This is a genomic window from [Pseudopropionibacterium] massiliense (assembly GCF_900607225.1).
Lineage (GTDB): Bacteria > Actinomycetota > Actinomycetes > Propionibacteriales > Propionibacteriaceae > Arachnia > Arachnia massiliensis.
Window position 1 is genome coordinate 1,867,617 of the sequence record NZ_LR027842.1, and the last position, 14,692, is coordinate 1,882,308.

General features: G+C 64.5%; 17 protein-coding genes. 1 reads left to right on the plus strand and 16 read right to left on the minus strand.

Annotation, left to right across the window (positions count from 1 at the left end):
* Positions 1 to 296: 296 nt before the first annotated feature.
* From E0E39_RS08275 to rpsP, 14 genes are all read right to left on the minus strand, one after another.
* Positions 297 to 1,409, minus strand: a complete 1,113-nt coding sequence (locus E0E39_RS08275) for a DNA-processing protein DprA (RefSeq protein WP_130874312.1) — start codon at positions 1,407 to 1,409, stop codon at positions 297 to 299.
* Positions 1,406 to 2,941 (minus strand): YifB family Mg chelatase-like AAA ATPase, encoded by a 1,536-nt coding sequence (locus tag E0E39_RS08280; RefSeq protein ID WP_130874313.1) that lies wholly within the window; start codon positions 2,939 to 2,941, stop codon positions 1,406 to 1,408. The genes E0E39_RS08275 and E0E39_RS08280 overlap by 4 nt, the downstream gene beginning before the upstream one ends.
* Positions 2,938 to 3,312, minus strand: a complete 375-nt coding sequence (locus E0E39_RS08285; RefSeq protein ID WP_130874314.1) for a YraN family protein — start codon at positions 3,310 to 3,312, stop codon at positions 2,938 to 2,940. Before E0E39_RS08285 ends, E0E39_RS08280 begins: the two co-directional genes overlap by 4 nt.
* A 138-nt stretch (positions 3,313 to 3,450) precedes the next feature.
* On the minus strand, positions 3,451 to 3,762 hold the full coding sequence (locus E0E39_RS08290) for a DUF2469 domain-containing protein (RefSeq protein WP_130874315.1): 312 nt from the start codon (positions 3,760 to 3,762) through the stop codon (positions 3,451 to 3,453).
* 6 nt (positions 3,763 to 3,768) lie between these two features.
* The gene (locus tag E0E39_RS08295; protein ID WP_245988242.1) at positions 3,769 to 4,383 is read right to left on the minus strand and encodes a ribonuclease HII; all 615 of its coding nucleotides are present in this window, start codon (positions 4,381 to 4,383) and stop codon (positions 3,769 to 3,771) included.
* Positions 4,377 to 5,162 carry a signal peptidase I gene (gene lepB, locus E0E39_RS08300; RefSeq protein ID WP_130874316.1) on the minus strand — a complete coding sequence of 262 codons (786 nt, stop codon included), beginning with the start codon at positions 5,160 to 5,162 and terminating at the stop codon, positions 4,377 to 4,379. The genes E0E39_RS08295 and lepB overlap by 7 nt, the downstream gene beginning before the upstream one ends.
* 77 nt (positions 5,163 to 5,239) lie before the next feature.
* Positions 5,240 to 5,590 carry a 50S ribosomal protein L19 gene (gene rplS, locus E0E39_RS08305; RefSeq protein WP_130874317.1) on the minus strand — a complete coding sequence of 117 codons (351 nt, stop codon included), beginning with the start codon at positions 5,588 to 5,590 and terminating at the stop codon, positions 5,240 to 5,242.
* A 232-nt stretch (positions 5,591 to 5,822) separates the two neighbouring features.
* Positions 5,823 to 6,572: a succinate dehydrogenase/fumarate reductase iron-sulfur subunit gene (locus E0E39_RS08310; protein WP_130874318.1), complete on the minus strand. Its 750-nt coding sequence runs from the start codon at positions 6,570 to 6,572 to the stop codon at positions 5,823 to 5,825.
* Positions 6,569 to 8,572, minus strand: coding sequence for a fumarate reductase/succinate dehydrogenase flavoprotein subunit (locus tag E0E39_RS08315; RefSeq protein ID WP_130874319.1), 2,004 nt, complete (start codon positions 8,570 to 8,572; stop codon positions 6,569 to 6,571). The genes E0E39_RS08310 and E0E39_RS08315 overlap by 4 nt, the downstream gene beginning before the upstream one ends.
* A gap of 8 nt (positions 8,573 to 8,580) precedes the next feature.
* Positions 8,581 to 9,291 (minus strand): succinate dehydrogenase cytochrome b subunit, encoded by a 711-nt coding sequence (locus E0E39_RS08320; protein ID WP_245988243.1) that lies wholly within the window; start codon positions 9,289 to 9,291, stop codon positions 8,581 to 8,583.
* A gap of 134 nt (positions 9,292 to 9,425) precedes the next feature.
* Positions 9,426 to 10,127 (minus strand): tRNA (guanosine(37)-N1)-methyltransferase TrmD, encoded by a 702-nt coding sequence (gene trmD, locus E0E39_RS08325; protein ID WP_130874321.1) that lies wholly within the window; start codon positions 10,125 to 10,127, stop codon positions 9,426 to 9,428.
* Complete coding sequence (rimM, locus tag E0E39_RS08330) at positions 10,124 to 10,642, minus strand: ribosome maturation factor RimM (protein ID WP_130874322.1); 519 nt, start codon at positions 10,640 to 10,642, stop codon at positions 10,124 to 10,126. The genes trmD and rimM overlap by 4 nt, the downstream gene beginning before the upstream one ends.
* A gap of 11 nt (positions 10,643 to 10,653) precedes the next feature.
* On the minus strand, positions 10,654 to 10,902 hold the full coding sequence (locus E0E39_RS08335) for an RNA-binding protein (RefSeq protein ID WP_130874323.1): 249 nt from the start codon (positions 10,900 to 10,902) through the stop codon (positions 10,654 to 10,656).
* A gap of 3 nt (positions 10,903 to 10,905) precedes the next feature.
* The gene (gene rpsP, locus E0E39_RS08340; protein ID WP_130874324.1) at positions 10,906 to 11,346 is read right to left on the minus strand and encodes a 30S ribosomal protein S16; all 441 of its coding nucleotides are present in this window, start codon (positions 11,344 to 11,346) and stop codon (positions 10,906 to 10,908) included.
* Between the two features lie 194 nt (positions 11,347 to 11,540).
* Here rpsP and E0E39_RS08345 point away from each other — a divergent pair, with 194 nt between their 5' ends.
* Positions 11,541 to 11,885, plus strand: a complete 345-nt coding sequence (locus E0E39_RS08345) for a metallopeptidase family protein (protein WP_207302458.1) — start codon at positions 11,541 to 11,543, stop codon at positions 11,883 to 11,885.
* Positions 11,886 to 11,993: 108 nt separating this feature from the next.
* Here the strand turns inward: E0E39_RS08345 and E0E39_RS08350 are convergent, their stop codons facing one another.
* Both E0E39_RS08350 and ffh read right to left on the minus strand, forming a co-directional pair.
* Positions 11,994 to 13,070, minus strand: a complete 1,077-nt coding sequence (locus E0E39_RS08350; RefSeq protein WP_245988244.1) for an amidohydrolase family protein — start codon at positions 13,068 to 13,070, stop codon at positions 11,994 to 11,996.
* A 36-nt stretch (positions 13,071 to 13,106) separates the two neighbouring features.
* Positions 13,107 to 14,645, minus strand: a complete 1,539-nt coding sequence (ffh, locus tag E0E39_RS08355; RefSeq protein ID WP_130874326.1) for a signal recognition particle protein — start codon at positions 14,643 to 14,645, stop codon at positions 13,107 to 13,109.
* Positions 14,646 to 14,692 lie beyond the last annotated feature (47 nt).

Sequence of the window (14,692 nt, forward strand, 5' to 3'; positions counted from 1 at the left end):
TCTTCCCGGCCAAACCACGGAAGTAACAGCAACCCTCGAAGGAAACAGCGGCCTGGTCGCCCTCCGCATCCCGAACCCCATGGAGGGCGGCGCCCCCCTGAAGCTCGCAAACACAAAACAGGACACCCAATTCCCTGGATACCTGACCCTGGACTCCGTGTAGACGTAGGCACGGTGAACGGTTGCAGTCGACGAGCCCAGCGCCACGGGTTTCCGGGGCCGGGCTGAGGCAAGGCTTTCCCGGGCTGTGCTCCGTGGTCAGTTCCACGGAGCACAGCCCTTTTCCATGCGGCTGGTCATCCCCCGCTGGGTAATCGCCATCCCTGGCCGGTGCCCTCGAGCCATCCCAGTTCGGTGAGCTCGGCAGCCGCGGCAATCACCTCGGGCATTGTCATCCCGGTGGCGGCCGTCAGCTCGGCAACCCCTGATGTCCCACCCACCGGGATTGCCTCCCTGACGGATCTGAGTGGGGCCGGGAGAGAATCGATGGGCCGGTCCTCACCCCGCAACGGAAGCTCCTCCTGAACTCCCAGAGGGGACAACAGGGCCGTCACATCAGCGGCTGACGCGACGAGCGTGGCCATCGCGTCCCGGATCAGATGATGCGGGGTGACGGACAGCGAGGACGTGACCGGCCCGGGTACGGCCATGGTCACACGACCCAGTTCCGCCGCCCAGGAGATGGTATTCCGGGCTCCGGAGCGGACTCCCGCCTCCACCACAACGGCGCCACCCCCGAGCGCCGCGATCAAGCGGTTGCGTGCCAGGAAACTGGCTCGCAACGGGTGGGTGCCCGGAGCCATTTCCGTGATGACCGCGCCGTTGGTCTCGATCTGCTTCCGTAACCCGTGATGACTGACCGGATAGGTCTTGTCGATCCCCGTCGCCATCACCGCAAGGGTCGGCCTACCTGCTCCGAGTGCACCACGATGAGCTGCGCTGTCGATCCCGAAGGCAAGCCCGGAGATCACCAGCCAACCTGATATGCCGAGGTCGGCTGCGAGTTCTCCCGCCACGTGCAGGCCGTAGCTGGTGGCCGATCGAGCCCCGACAATCGCGACTGCTCGCGGCATCGCCAGCACCGTGGGGTCCCCGGCGACCCACAGCCCCAGCGGCTGACCTCCCTGGTCCCCCAGCTGGCACCTCCCGAGATCTGTGAGGCTGTCCGGCCAGAGCTCGTCCCCGGGAACCAGAAAACTGGCGCCGCTCCGGACCGTCACCGCTTCCAACTGCCCGGGATCGACGCCTCGTGCGCGACGCCCCAAGGATGTGGAATCCCCCTGTCGCTGAATGGTTTCCCACACATCCAAGGCCCCGTAACTCTCGACGAGCTGGGTGAGCCGCGGATCCGCCGCCACCTGCAGTGCGCACAGAGCCATGCGGGCCCTACGTTCCCGAACATCCATCATGCCGCCTCGTGGAACATACCCTGCCTCAGCTGCATGGCAACCCGCAGGGAAGCCGCCGAGATCCGGTCCTCACCGGCTAGATCTGCAACGGTCCATGCCAGTCGTAGCACCTTGTCCACCCCACGAGCGCTCAGCAGGCCGCGGTTCAAAGCCTTCTCCAGGGGGGACAGATCCTCCGGCAGGGGCAGGTGCGAGCGAAGCCACGGTCCGGCCACCTCGCCGTTGGTGCGCCAAGGCGTGCTTCGAAGCCGTCGAGCCTGCCTTTCCCGAGCCACGAGAACACGTGTTGCGATCTCGGCGCTGGACTCGGGTTGCTCCAGTGAATCCCCCAGGAATGAACGAGACTGGGGCAACATGTGATGCCGAATGTCAATGCGGTCCATGATCGGCCCCGACAATCGTTCCTGATATCTCCGCACCACCATGGGAGAGCAGCGGCATTCGCGGCCCGTGACTCCGTGGAAACCACAGGGACACGGATTCGCCGCCAACACCAGCTGGAATCGTGCCGGATACCGCACCTGGATCGCCGCTCTGCCTATGCTGACCCATCCAGATTCCAGTGGGGTGCGCAGTGCGTCAAGGACGCGCGTCCCGAACTCGGGTGCCTCATCGAGGAACAACACGCCACGGTGCGCCAAGGAAATCGACCCGGGACGCACCAGTCGCGCTCCCCCACCAATTATCGAGGCCGGTGAGGATGAGTGGTGAGGATCCGCATAGGGCGGATCGATCAACAACCCTCCGCTGAGGTCCAATCCGGCAAGCGAGTGCAAAGCGGAGACCTCAACCGCTTCCTCACCATCGAGGGAAGGCAGGATGCTGGTCAACCGAGAGGCGAGCATGGTTTTCCCCACACCGGGTGCGCCGTGCAGGAACACGTGATGTCGTCCCGCTGCTGCCACCTCCATCACCCAGCGGCCTTCGATATGCCCCTTTACTTCCCGGAAATCCAGGGTAGGCCTGTGTCTGGAAGTCACATCTTCATCGGCCGGAGGTTCCCATCCACCCAGTGGCGGTTCCCCGTTGAGTACGGCGACGAGATCCTTCAGATGTCCGACGGCCCACACCGTGATCCCGGGCACCAGGGATGCCTCGGCTTCCTGACTGGCCGGGACGATCACCTTGTCAAAGCCGCTCCTGACCGCAGCGAGTAGAGCCGGTAGGATTCCCGGGACTCGCCGCAATCTTCCGTCCAGCCCCAACTCACCCAGGCACACATGATTCCGAGCCGCGTCCTTCGGCACCTTGTCGATGGCCGCCAGGGCAGCCGTTGCTATGGCCAGGTCGTAGTGGGTTCCGGTCTTCGGCAGGTTGGCCGGAGAAAGATTGATGGTGACCAGCCCACTGGGCCACGGCAACTCAGCTCCCGTCACCGCTGCCCGAACCCGTTCCTTCGCCTGCGAGAGCGCCGCATCCGGCAGACCGACGAGCACGGTGCGGGGAAGACCGCCTCCCTCGGCCACCTCAACCTCGACCATCGCTCCTTCAATCCCGTTGAGTGCCACGGACCAAGCTGACGCGGTGCTCATTCCTCGATCCCCCGGACGTGATTGATCACGGGTTTCTCCCCGGGACGCAGCAGCACTCCTATGGCGTCGATGCGCACGAGGTCCGCTCGGATTCTGTGCTCGGCAAGCCACAGCCAACAGAGCTGTCGTAGTTTTTTGCGTTTGCGCCACGTGACCGCTTCGAGTGGGTCACCAAACCCGAGCCCCGAACGGCACTTCACCTCGATGAAAACCAGCGCCCCGGCATGTGGATCGTGAGCGATGATGTCGAGCTCACCCTCGTTGCACCTCCAGTTGCGGTCGAGCACCTGCCACCCGAGACCGGTCAGATGCTCGACGGCGTGCTCCTCCCCGATTCGCCCGATCGCCCGAGGTTTTCCACGAACAACCACAAGATCACCTCCTGCCACCACTCTGGGCAGAAGATGGCATCCGCGAGCAGTTTTCCACAGGAAAACTTTTCCCACGGACCTTTCAGAAGGTCGCGTCGGCAGGCCTGCAATATCCCAGCAGGACCGCCACGAGAACGCCTAGCCCTGGTTGGGAACCGGGAAGTCGGAGTGAGTGATCTCCTCGATCGAGACATCCCGGAAAGTCAGGACCTTCGCACTCTTCACGAATCGCGCAGGCCGGTACATGTCCCACACCCACGCATCGCCCATGGAGACCTCGTAGTAGACATCGCTTCCCTCGGTCCGCACCTTCAGATCGACGGCGTTGCACAGATAGAACCGCCTCTCGGTCTCCACTGCGTACGTGAAGATGCCGACTACGTCCTTGTATTCGTGGTAGAGGTCAAGCTCCAGCTTGCTCTCGTACTGTTCCAGATCTTCCGTGCTCATGGTGCATCACACTCTAGCCGCATCGGGTACACAGGAGTAGCTGAGGCGGTGGATCGGGCTCGGCCCGAGCAGCTTCAGGGCCCTCTTGTGGGCGACGGTGCAGTATCCCTTGTGCACGGCAAGGCCGTAGCCGGGGTACTCCCGTTCGTAGGCAACCATGATCGCATCGCGCTGGACCTTGGCGACGATGGAAGCGGCGCTGATGCACGCGGCAACCTTGTCTCCCTTCCAGATGCTCAACCCCGGTGCTCCCAGACCGCTCACCGGAAATCCGTCGGTCAGGACGAACCCCGGCCTGACGTGCAGCCGCGCCACGGCTCTGCGCAGTCCTTGAAGATCGGCCTCATGCATCCCCAAGGTGTCGCAGTCAGCGGGTTCAACTCGTGCCCAAGCGACCGCGACGGCGTTTTCCAATATCACTGAGCAGAGCTCAACCCTGCGTTTCGGGGTCAAGGCCTTGGAGTCGTCGAGCCCTTCAACCGGGCGGGCAGGATCCAGGATCACCGCGGCAGCCACCAAGGGGCCGGCACAGGCCCCACGCCCCGCTTCATCCGCCCCGGCAACCGGACCGAACCCAGCGGACGTCAGGACGTTCTCATAGACATGGACGTCTTTCAGCACCCGGCCGGGGCCTCGATGATGGTGGGTTCCGCGGGAGCTTCCCGCTCGGGTTTGGGAATTCTCGCGAAGGTCTCCGGCACCCGGAAGGTCGACAATCTGTCCAGCGGAGCCACGATGGCCACAGCCGCACCCACCACTTTGTTCGTGGGGACGAAGGCCGCCGCTCCGGGTTTTCCTCCGACCCGCGTGTCCCTCAAATGGCATCGTGAATCCGCTGAGGCATTCCGGTGATCGCCCATCACGAAAATGTGATCAGCGGGAACGATGACATCGAAGGGTAGGTTCGACGGGGCGACCTGAACGCCATCCTCGGAGTACAAGTACTGCGACTCGTCCAAGGCTGTTCCGTTCACGGTCACGGCTCCCTCAGCCGTACAGCAGGTCACCCGATCCCCCGGCATACCGATCGCGCGTTTTATGAGATATCCCCCGCCGGGATTCGGAAGGACTCCTATGAACTCCAAGACCTGTTCCATCGGCGTGTGCGCCGGTTGGGGGCCCGAAAGCCAGTGCGCAGGATCCTCGAAGACCACCACGTCACCGCGCTGGAACCCTCCGAACTTGGCCACCAGAACCCTGTCCCCAACTTTCAGGGTGTTCTCCATACTGCCGCTCGGAATGCTGAACATCTGGGCGACGAACCCCCGCAGCAGGGTGGAGATCAGGAGCGCACCAACGAGAATGAGAGCGATCTCTCCCACTCCGCTGAAGAATCTTCGCGGGAAGGACCGCTCCTTCTCCTGTGTGGCTCCGGTGCCGGAATCATCGGTGCTTTCCAACGCATTCGCCTTCCTGAGAAAAACAAGCGGCCCGCACCGCCGGGTTCACCCTACAGGCACGGGCCAAGCAGATGCCCTCAGGCTCGCTTTTCCTTGATCTTGGCGGCCTTGCCGCGCAGACCACGCAGGTAGTACAGCTTGGCGCGACGCACGTCACCCCGACGCTCCACCTCGATCTTCTCGATGATGGGGCTGTGGAGCGGGAAGGTGCGCTCGACGCCCACCCCAAAACTCACCTTCCGAACCGTGAATGCTTCCTGCACCCCGCTGGCGTTGCGGGCGATCACGACACCGGCGAACACCTGGACACGAGACCGACTACCTTCGATGACTCGCACATGCACGCGTACGGAGTCGCCGGGGCGAAAATCGGGAATGTCGGTTCGCAGAGCGGCCTGGTCGACGGCCTTGATCAAGGGATTGGTCATGATGTCCTCGTCAGTGCCACAGGTCACCGCGGTCGTGGTTCTCTCGCCACACCCCGGTTGTCCCCCTGTGGCAGGAACCGGGTTCGGGCTGGCTGCCCGGTTGGGCAACGGCTGACAATTATGCCACAAAAGCACGGCATGACGCGCGTCCTCGGGAGCCGACGTGGGGCGCCCGTTTCCGGACGCCCCACACGGGTGGCCTTGGCGCGATGGCGCGGAGACGCAGGGTCTCCTATTTGCCGTCGCCCTTGAACAGCGATTTGATGAGGTCGCGGTTCAGCTGGGAGATGGATTCCAGCGGGATACCCTTCGGGCAGACCGCGGCGCACTCCCCGATGTTGGTGCAGTTGCCGAACCCCTCCTGATCGTGCTGGGCAACCATCGACTTCACACGACGGTAGCGCTCCGGCTGTCCCTGCGGGAGCATCGCCAAGTGTGTGATCTTCGCCGATGTGAACAGCATCGCGGAGCTGTTCGGACAGGCAGCGACGCATGCGCCACAACCGATGCATGTTGCGTTGTCGAACGCCTTGTCGGACTCCCGCTTCGGGGCGGGGGTTGCGTGGGCATCCGGAGCGGAGCCCGTGTTGGAGGAGATGTAACCACCGGATTGGACGATCCGGTCCAACGCCGTGCGATCGACCGCGAGGTCCTTGAGCACCGGGAAGGCACCGGCCCGCCAAGGCTCGATCTCGATCGTCGCACCATCGGCGAAGGAACGCATGTGCAACTGGCAGGTGGTGGTGGCGGAACCGCCATGAGCGACGCCGTTGATCACGAGACCACACATGCCGCAGATACCCTCACGGCAATCATGATCGAATGCGACAGGTTCCTGGTTCGCATCCGTGAGCTGCTCGTTGAGCATGTCGAGCATCTCCAGGAAGGACATGTCCGGGGACACGCCATCGATGTCGTACTCGGCCATCGCGCCCCGGGCGTTGGGGCCGGCCTGGCGCCAGATGCGCAGCTTGAGCTTCACTTGTAACTCCGTTGCTTCAGTTCGATTGCCTTGTAGACGAGAGGTTCACGGTGGAGGATCGGTTTGTTGCCCTCACCGGTCCACTCCCAGGCCGCGACGTAGAGGAACTCGTCGTCATGGCGAAGCGCCTCGCCCTCCTCGGTCTGGGACTCGGCCCGGAAATGGCCACCGCAGGACTCGCGACGGTGCAGGGCGTCGATGCACATCAACTCACCCAGCTCGAAGAAGTCAGCAACCCGTCCGGCCCTTTCGAGGGCCTGGTTGAAGTCCTCGTTGATGCCGGTGACGCGCACGTTGCGCCAGTACTCCTCACGGAGCTCGCGGATGAGACCGATGGCCTTGATCAGCCCCTCCTCCGTGCGGTTCATGCCGCAGTACTCCCACATGATCTGGCCCAGTTCCTTGTGGAAGGAATCCACGGAACGAGTGCCCTGGATGCTCAGCAGCTTGTAGACGCGTGCCGTGGCGGTCTGCACCGCCTCCACCACCGCCGGGTGCTTGTCCGAGATCTTCTCGAAGGGGCCGTCGGCCAGGTAGTCGTTGATCGTGTTGGGAAGCACGAAATACCCGTCGGCGAGCCCCTGCATCAGCGCCGATGCGCCGAGGCGGTTCGCGCCGTGGTCGGAGAAGTTGGCCTCACCCGTGACGTAGAGACCCGAGATCGTGCTCTGCAGGTCGTAGTCCACCCAGACGCCACCCATGGTGTAGTGAACCGCCGGGTAGATGCGCATGGGCACCTCGTAGGGGTTCTCGCCGGTGATCTGCTGGTACATGTCGAAGAGGTTGCCGTACCTGTTGGAGACCCCGTCCTTGCCCAACCGGTTGATGGCGTCGGAGAAGTCGAGGTAGACACCTCGCCGTACCTGTTTGGTGGTCCCGTCCGCCTGCTTCTCTGCCACGGCGGGGCCGACACCCCGACCTTCGTCGCACATGTTCTTGGCCTGGCGCGACGCGATGTCGCGGGGAACCAGGTTGCCGAACGCCGGGTAGATCCGCTCCAGGTAGTAGTCGCGGTCCTCCTCGGGGATGTCGCGGGGATCCTTGGCGCAGTCCTCGGCCTTCTTGGGCACCCAGATGCGGCCGTCGTTCCGCAGTGACTCCGACATCAGGGTCAGCTTGGACTGGGTGTCGCCGTGCACGGGGATGCAGGTGGGGTGGATCTGCGTGTAGCAGGGGTTCCCGAAGTAGGCGCCCTTGCGGTGCGCGCGCCAGGCGGCGGTGGCATTGCACCCCATGGCGTTGGTCGAGAGGAAGAACACGTTGCCGTAACCACCGGTCCCGAGGACGACGGCATCGGCGGTCCAGGCCTCGATCTTGCCGTTGACCATGTTGCGGGTCACGATGCCGCGGGCGCGGCCGTCGACGACGATCAGCTCGACCATCTCGTGGCGCGAGTACATCTTGACGGTGCCCGCCTCGATCTGGCGTTCCAGCTGCTGGTAGCAACCGATCAGCAGCTGCTGTCCCGTCTGGCCGCGGGCGTAGAAGGTGCGCTGCACCTGCACACCACCGAAGGAACGGGTGTCCAGGAGACCGCCGTACTCGCGGGCGAAGGGAACGCCCTGGGCGACGCACTGGTCGATGATGTTGGCGCTGACCTCGGCTAGCCGGTAGACGTTGGTCTCGCGGGCGCGGTAGTCGCCGCCCTTGACCGTGTCGTAGAACAGCCGGTAAGTGGAGTCGTTGTCGTTGCGGTAGTTCTTCGCCGCGTTGATGCCGCCCTGGGCCGCGATGGAGTGGGCCCGGCGAGGGCTGTCCTGGTAGCAGAAGTTCAGGACGTTGTAGCCGGCCTCGCCCAGGGTAGCGGCGGCCGCACCACCGGCCAGACCGGTACCGACGATGATGACGCTCAGCTTGCGCCGGTTCGCAGGGTTGACGAGACGCGCCTGGAACTGACGGGTCTGCCAGACCTTGTCGATCTCCACCGCGGGCGCTTTGGTGTCGACGATGTCCTCACCGTCGACCCAGTAATCTGCGGGGTTGAAATTCGTGGTCGTCATGGTGCTGCTCACTTCAGGATTCCGAACTGGACACACAGGGGCATGATCATGAATCCGGCGTAGAGCGCCACGGAAACGACCAGCGCGATGATGTTCAGCCACTTGCGGGAATTGGCGGACAGGTTTCCACCCAGCGTCGCGAAAGCGCTCCACAGACCATGACGGATGTGCATGCACACGAACAGGATGGACACGGCGTACAGGGCGGTGATCCACCACTGCTGGAATCCTGCGAGCACCATGGTGTGCGGTTCGGCGGCATGACCGCCCAGGATGCCGGGCACGATGGTGAACTGGACCAGGTGGAAGATCACGAAGAGAAGAATGATCACACCACCCCAGCGCATCGTGCGGGACGAGTAGGTCTGGGCCTGACGCTTGGTGACCTGGTACTTGTCGCCGCGGTTCTTGATGGTCTTCGCCGACAACGTCGCCGCGGACCAGATGTGGAGAGCGATGGCCAGAAGCAGCGCTGCCCTGAACACCCATATGAACTGCCCGGCCGGCATGATCGGAGCCATGATGCCACCATCGTCGGTGGCGCCCTTCAGCCAGTGGGCGTAGTGGTCGAAGGCCTCGTAGCCGACAAACATCTTCAGGTTGCCGTACATGTGCACGAGCAGAAAGACGATCAGGATCAGGCCGGTGACCGCCATCAGGGCCTTCCGCGCGACCGTGGACCGCAACGCTCGTTGATGGATAGTTAGTGATGTTGCCACGAGGGTCACTCTAGCTGCCTTCCGGCGTAATTTCGCACACCGGGTCCGGTTAAGGGTCGCCCCGTCGCAAAAACGCGCCAAACCCTTGTCCAGAAGGGGTTTTACGCTACCCGGAAGGGACGAAAATAGCCTCTTCAGACCCCCCTCTGGAACAGATCCGGGCGGCGTTGCCGGGTACGTTCCAGGGCCTGTTCCCGACGCCATGTCGCGATGGCCGCATGGTTGCCGGACAGCAGGACGGGGGGTACCTCCCGATCCCGCCAGACAGGGGGTTTCGTGTAGTTGGGATACTCCAGCAGCCGGTGCCCGGGAGCGTGTGATTCCTCCACCAGCGACTCCGGGTTCCCGAGCACTCCGGGGATGAGCCGCACCACCGCCTCGGTGATGGTCAGCACCGCCACCTCACCGCCGTTCAGCACATAGTCGCCAAGGCTTACCTCAATGAATTCGTAACTCTCCGCGCAGTGGTCCAGCACCCGCTGGTCGATGCCCTCGTAGCGTCCGCACGCGAACACCAGCCTTTCCCGCGTGCTCAAGTCGTGGGCCAGGTCCTGGTCCAGCACCCGGCCCGTCGGTGTCGGTACCACCACCGTCATGGGCGCAGGGCTGAGGTGTTCCATGGCGTCCAGGGCCTCACCCCAGGGTTCGGGTTTCATCACCATCCCTGCGCCCCCGCCGTAAGGGGTGTCGTCGGTGGTGTGGTGCCGGTCGTGTGTCCACCAGCGAAGATCGTGGACGGCCAGATCGACAATGCCCGCCTCGATGGCCTTCCCCACCAGCGACAACGACAACGGCGCCAAATAGTCGGGAAAGATCGTGATGACGTCGATTCTCATTCGGTTTCCTCCAGCAGCCCGCCCACATCGGCGAACTGCACCTCCCCCGCCACGAGGTCGACCCGGGGCACCAGGGCCGACACGAAGGGAACCAGGCGCCTCCCGGAAGAGGTCTCGACCGCAAGGCAGTCCTGCGCCGGCAGATGCAGAACCTCCACGACCTCACCGACCTGCCGACCGTCGGCGCCCAACGCACGAAGCCCCACGAGCTGCCGGTCGAAGTACTCCTCCGGTTCGCTCGGGGTCTCGTCGGCGGGAACGTCGACGAACAGGCGCTCGCCACGAAGCGTCTCGACGACGGTTCTGTCCGGATACCCCCGGAAAGACGCCACCAGTCTCCCGCGGTGCCAGCGGATCCTTTCCAGAACCACCTTCTTCCCGGACGCGAGACGAAACCCGGACCCCGGCTGGAACCGGCGTCCGGGTTCGTCGGTACGCACATCGATGAACACGTCGCCGCGGATGCCGTGGGCGCGACCCACGACTCCGACGAGCACCTCAACCAGATCGGTCAAGGGGAACCCATTCAGCGGCGACGGGGCCGGTCGACATCGACGAAGTCGACGCGGACCTGTTCGCTTCCCGCCAGCGCCCCGACCACGGTGCGCAGTGCACTCGCCGTACGGCCCTGCCGACCGATCACCTTTCCGATGTCCTCCGGGTGGACACGCACCTCCAGAAGCCGACCGCGGCGCAGGTCCTTGTCCCGCACGGTCACGTCATCGGGGTTGGAAACGATCCCAGCGACCAAGTGCTCGAGAGCGTCGGCGAGCACGGCTCAGGCCTCCTGCTCGGTGGCCTCGTCCCCGGCGGGGGTCTCGGTGGCAGCTTCTTCCTCGGCCTTCTTCTTCGCCCTCGAGATGGCGGGGGCGACGGCACTGCCATCCTCGGCCAGGGCCTTCGCGAACTCGGCCTCGCGGTCTCGCGGCTCGGGTTGCGGAAGGATTCCGGAGGGGGTGTCCTCTCCCGTGAACTTCTGCCAGTCGCCGGAACGCTTGAAGATGGCGACCACTGCCTCAGTCGGCTGGGCGCCCACGGACAGCCAGTACTGGGCGCGCTCGGAGTTGACGCGGATCAACGAAGGATCGTTCTTGGGGTGGTAGAGACCGATCTCCTCAATGGCCTGCCCGTCCCGCTTGGAACGGGAATCCATGACGACGATGCGGTAGTGGGGGGAGCGAATCTTGCCGAGACGCTTCAGACGAATCTTGGTAGCCAAGTTCGGAATCTCCTGTTGCTTGTGGGTCTGTGACCAGACGAGTTGGATGACCAATGAACGGTGCGTGTGGGGCACGCCCGGCATTGACCGGTTGAACCGTGCTCGCCGGAGTTAGAGGGCGCCAGCGACAGGTGCGGATGTATTCTGCCAGATTTCTCCGTACAGTCCCAACAAATCCCCGTAGGATCGGTATCGTGGACATCGGCGAGGAAGACTTCTACGCGTTGGTCGAGGAGGCCTTTGACGCCCTCCCGGAGGAGTTGCTCAGCGCTCTGGACAACGTGGCCATCGTGGTGGAGGACGAACCGGAGGACGGTTCCGACACCCTGGGGGTGTACGAGGGAACCGCCCTGACCGAGCGTGACTCCTCGTGGTTCGGAACCTTGCCCGACCGGGTGGTGCTGTTCCGTGGCCCCCTGTCACGCATGTGTGAGGACGAGGACGAACTGTTCGAGGAGATCGCCATCACCTTGGTCCACGAGATCGGGCACTACCACGGCATCGGTGAGGAGCGGCTCCACGAGCTGGGTTGGGGTTGAGCCCTGCCCCGACCCGGCGCGGCTTTTACGCGTGCGCGTGGTCTCCGCCCCTTCGCTGATGCTGACCATGGGCCCGGATCCCCGTTTGAGGGGCCGGGAACTTCCGAATCAGGACACCACTCGCCCCCGCAGGACCCGGGCCACGGGATCCCGGAGAACCCCGGTGTCGGCGCGCGGATCGGTATTGGTGACGATCAGGTCCGCGCTGGCCCCTTCCGTGAGGGAGTCCGCACCGAGCCATGATCTGGCTCCCCAACTCGAGGCCTCGATGGCGAACGCGCCACCACCGAGCGAGGCCAGCTCCGCGACCTCGGAGAGGATTTCTCCGTGGGGCACGACGGTGCCCGCGTCGGTGCCCGAGTGCACCTCGATCCCGGCTTCGATGGCCTTGCCGATGGTTTCCCGGCGGCGTGCGTACAGGGCCATCATGTGGTCGGCGAACACCGGGTACTTGTCGCGTCCCGGCTCCGCGTACTGGGGGAACCTGTTCAGGTTGATCATGGTCGGCACCAGGGCGACACCGCCGTCGGCCATCTGCTGGATCACCTCATCGCTCATGCCGGTGCCGTGTTCGATGCAGTCGATCCCGGCCGCCACCAGCTCGGCGACGGACTGTTCCCCGAAGCAGTGGGCGGTGACTCGGGCGCCCTCCTCGTGGGCCACCGCGATCGCCTCGGCCGCCAGAGCGGCCGGGAAGGAGGGTTCGAGATCACCCGTTGAACGGTCGATCCAGTCGCCGACGAGCTTCACCCAGCCGTCGCCGTCGCGGGCCTCATGGCGTATCTGCTCGATGAGGGCCTCGGGCTCCACCTCGACCGCCAGGTGACGGATGTAGCGGCGGGTGCGGGCAACGTGCCTGCCCGCGCGGATCAGCCTCGGCAAGGTTTCGTCCCCCTGCACCCATCGGGTGTCGCAGGGGGATCCCGCATCGCGAACCAACATGGTCCCGGCGGCCAGATCGGCGCGCGCCTGACGGCGTGTCTCCTCGACGCTGACGGCCCCCTCCACCCCCAGTCCGATGTGGCAGTGGGCATCCACCAGCCCGGGGATGATGTAGGCGTCCCGGGCCAGGGTCCTCGCCCCGGAGACGGGTTCAGCGGTGAGTCTGCCGTCGACCACCCAGAGGTCCCGGGGTTCCTCGTCGGGCAGGAAGGTGCCGTGTATGTGCATGGGCTCCGCAGTCATGAGCGAAAGCATAGGGACTCCGGGGCCAGGAATGGACTATTTCTTCTGCTGCTGGTCGAACATCTTCTGCAGTTCGGGGGGCAGCTGGAAGTCGTCGATCGTCTGGGGGAAGGCCTGCGCGGCCCCGGGTTTGACGCCGAGGGCGCGCTCGGCCTCCTGCTGCTTGCGTTTGGCGGGGTTTCCGGAGATCTTCCGTCCGCGCTTCTTGGACTTGCCCTGCTGTTTGCGTGCCGCGCGTCCTCCACCCACGCCCGGCATTCCGGGCATTTTCCCACCGGCCAGTTGTTCCATCATCTTGCGGGCCTCGACGAATCGCTTGACGAGGTTGTTGACATCCGAGACCTGCACCCCGGCACCCTTGGCGATCCGCGCCCTGCGGGAGCCGTTGAGGATACCGACGTCATCGCGTTCCGTCGGGGTCATCGAGAAGATGATCGCCTCGATCCGGTCGACCTCCTTCTCGTCGATGGAGTTGATGGCGTCCTTGAACTGGCCTGCGCCCGGCAGCATTCCGAAGATCTTGCTCAGTGGTCCCAGCTTCCGCAGCTGCTGCATCTGGGCCAGGAAGTCCTGCAGCCCGAAGCTTCCCTTGCCTGCGCTGAGCTTCTCGGCCGCCTTACGGGAGGATTCCGCGTCGAAGTTCTTCTCGGCCTGCTCGATCAGGGTCAGCACGTCACCCATGCCGAGGATGCGGGAGGCCATCCGGTCGGGGTGGAAAACGTCGAAGTCTGCCAGGCCCTCGCCGTTCGAGGCGAACATGATGGGTTTGCCGATGACCCGGGCGATGGACAGGGCCGCGCCGCCGCGGGCGTCGCCGTCGAGTTTGGTGAGGACCACCCCGTCGAAGCCGATGCCCTCGTTGAATGCCTTGGCGGTGTTGACGGCGTCCTGGCCGATCATGGCGTCGACGACGAACAGCACCTCGTCGGGGCGTGTGGCGGCCTTGATGTCGGAGGCCTGTTGCATCAGCACCTCGTCGATGCCCAACCGGCCTGCGGTATCGATGACCACCACGTCGTAGAGATTGCGTTCAGCGTGTTCGAGCGCTGCACGGGCCACGTGAACCGGGTCGCCGACGCCGTTTCCGGGTTCCGGCGCAAAGACGTGCACCCCGGCCCGTTCCCCCACGATCTGGAGCTGGTTCACCGCGTTGGGGCGCTGCAGGTCGCAGGCCACCAGCAGGGGGCTGTGTTTCTCGGATCTCAGCCAGCGACCCAGTTTCCCGGCAAGGGTGGTCTTGCCCGCGCCCTGCAGACCGGCGAGCATGATCACCGTCGGCGGTTTCTTGGCGAATCGGATGGGACGATCCCGCCCGCCCAGGATTCCGATGAGTTCCTCGTTGACGATCTTGATGATCTGCTGTGACGGGTTGAGGGCGCGGCTGATCTCAACGCCGAGGCAGCGCTCCTTGACGGCGGCGACGAACTGCTTGACCACCCCGAGGTTGACATCCGCTTCCAGCAGGGCGATGCGGATCTCCCGCATCGTGGCGTCGATGTCCGTCTGTGTGAGTCGTCCCTTGGCCCTGAGGCCCTTGAACGTCTCTGCCAAGCGTTCCTGAAGTGTGTCGAACAAGTCCGTGCTCCTTGGATTCCGAGGCGGTGCCTGCCAAGAATACAGGG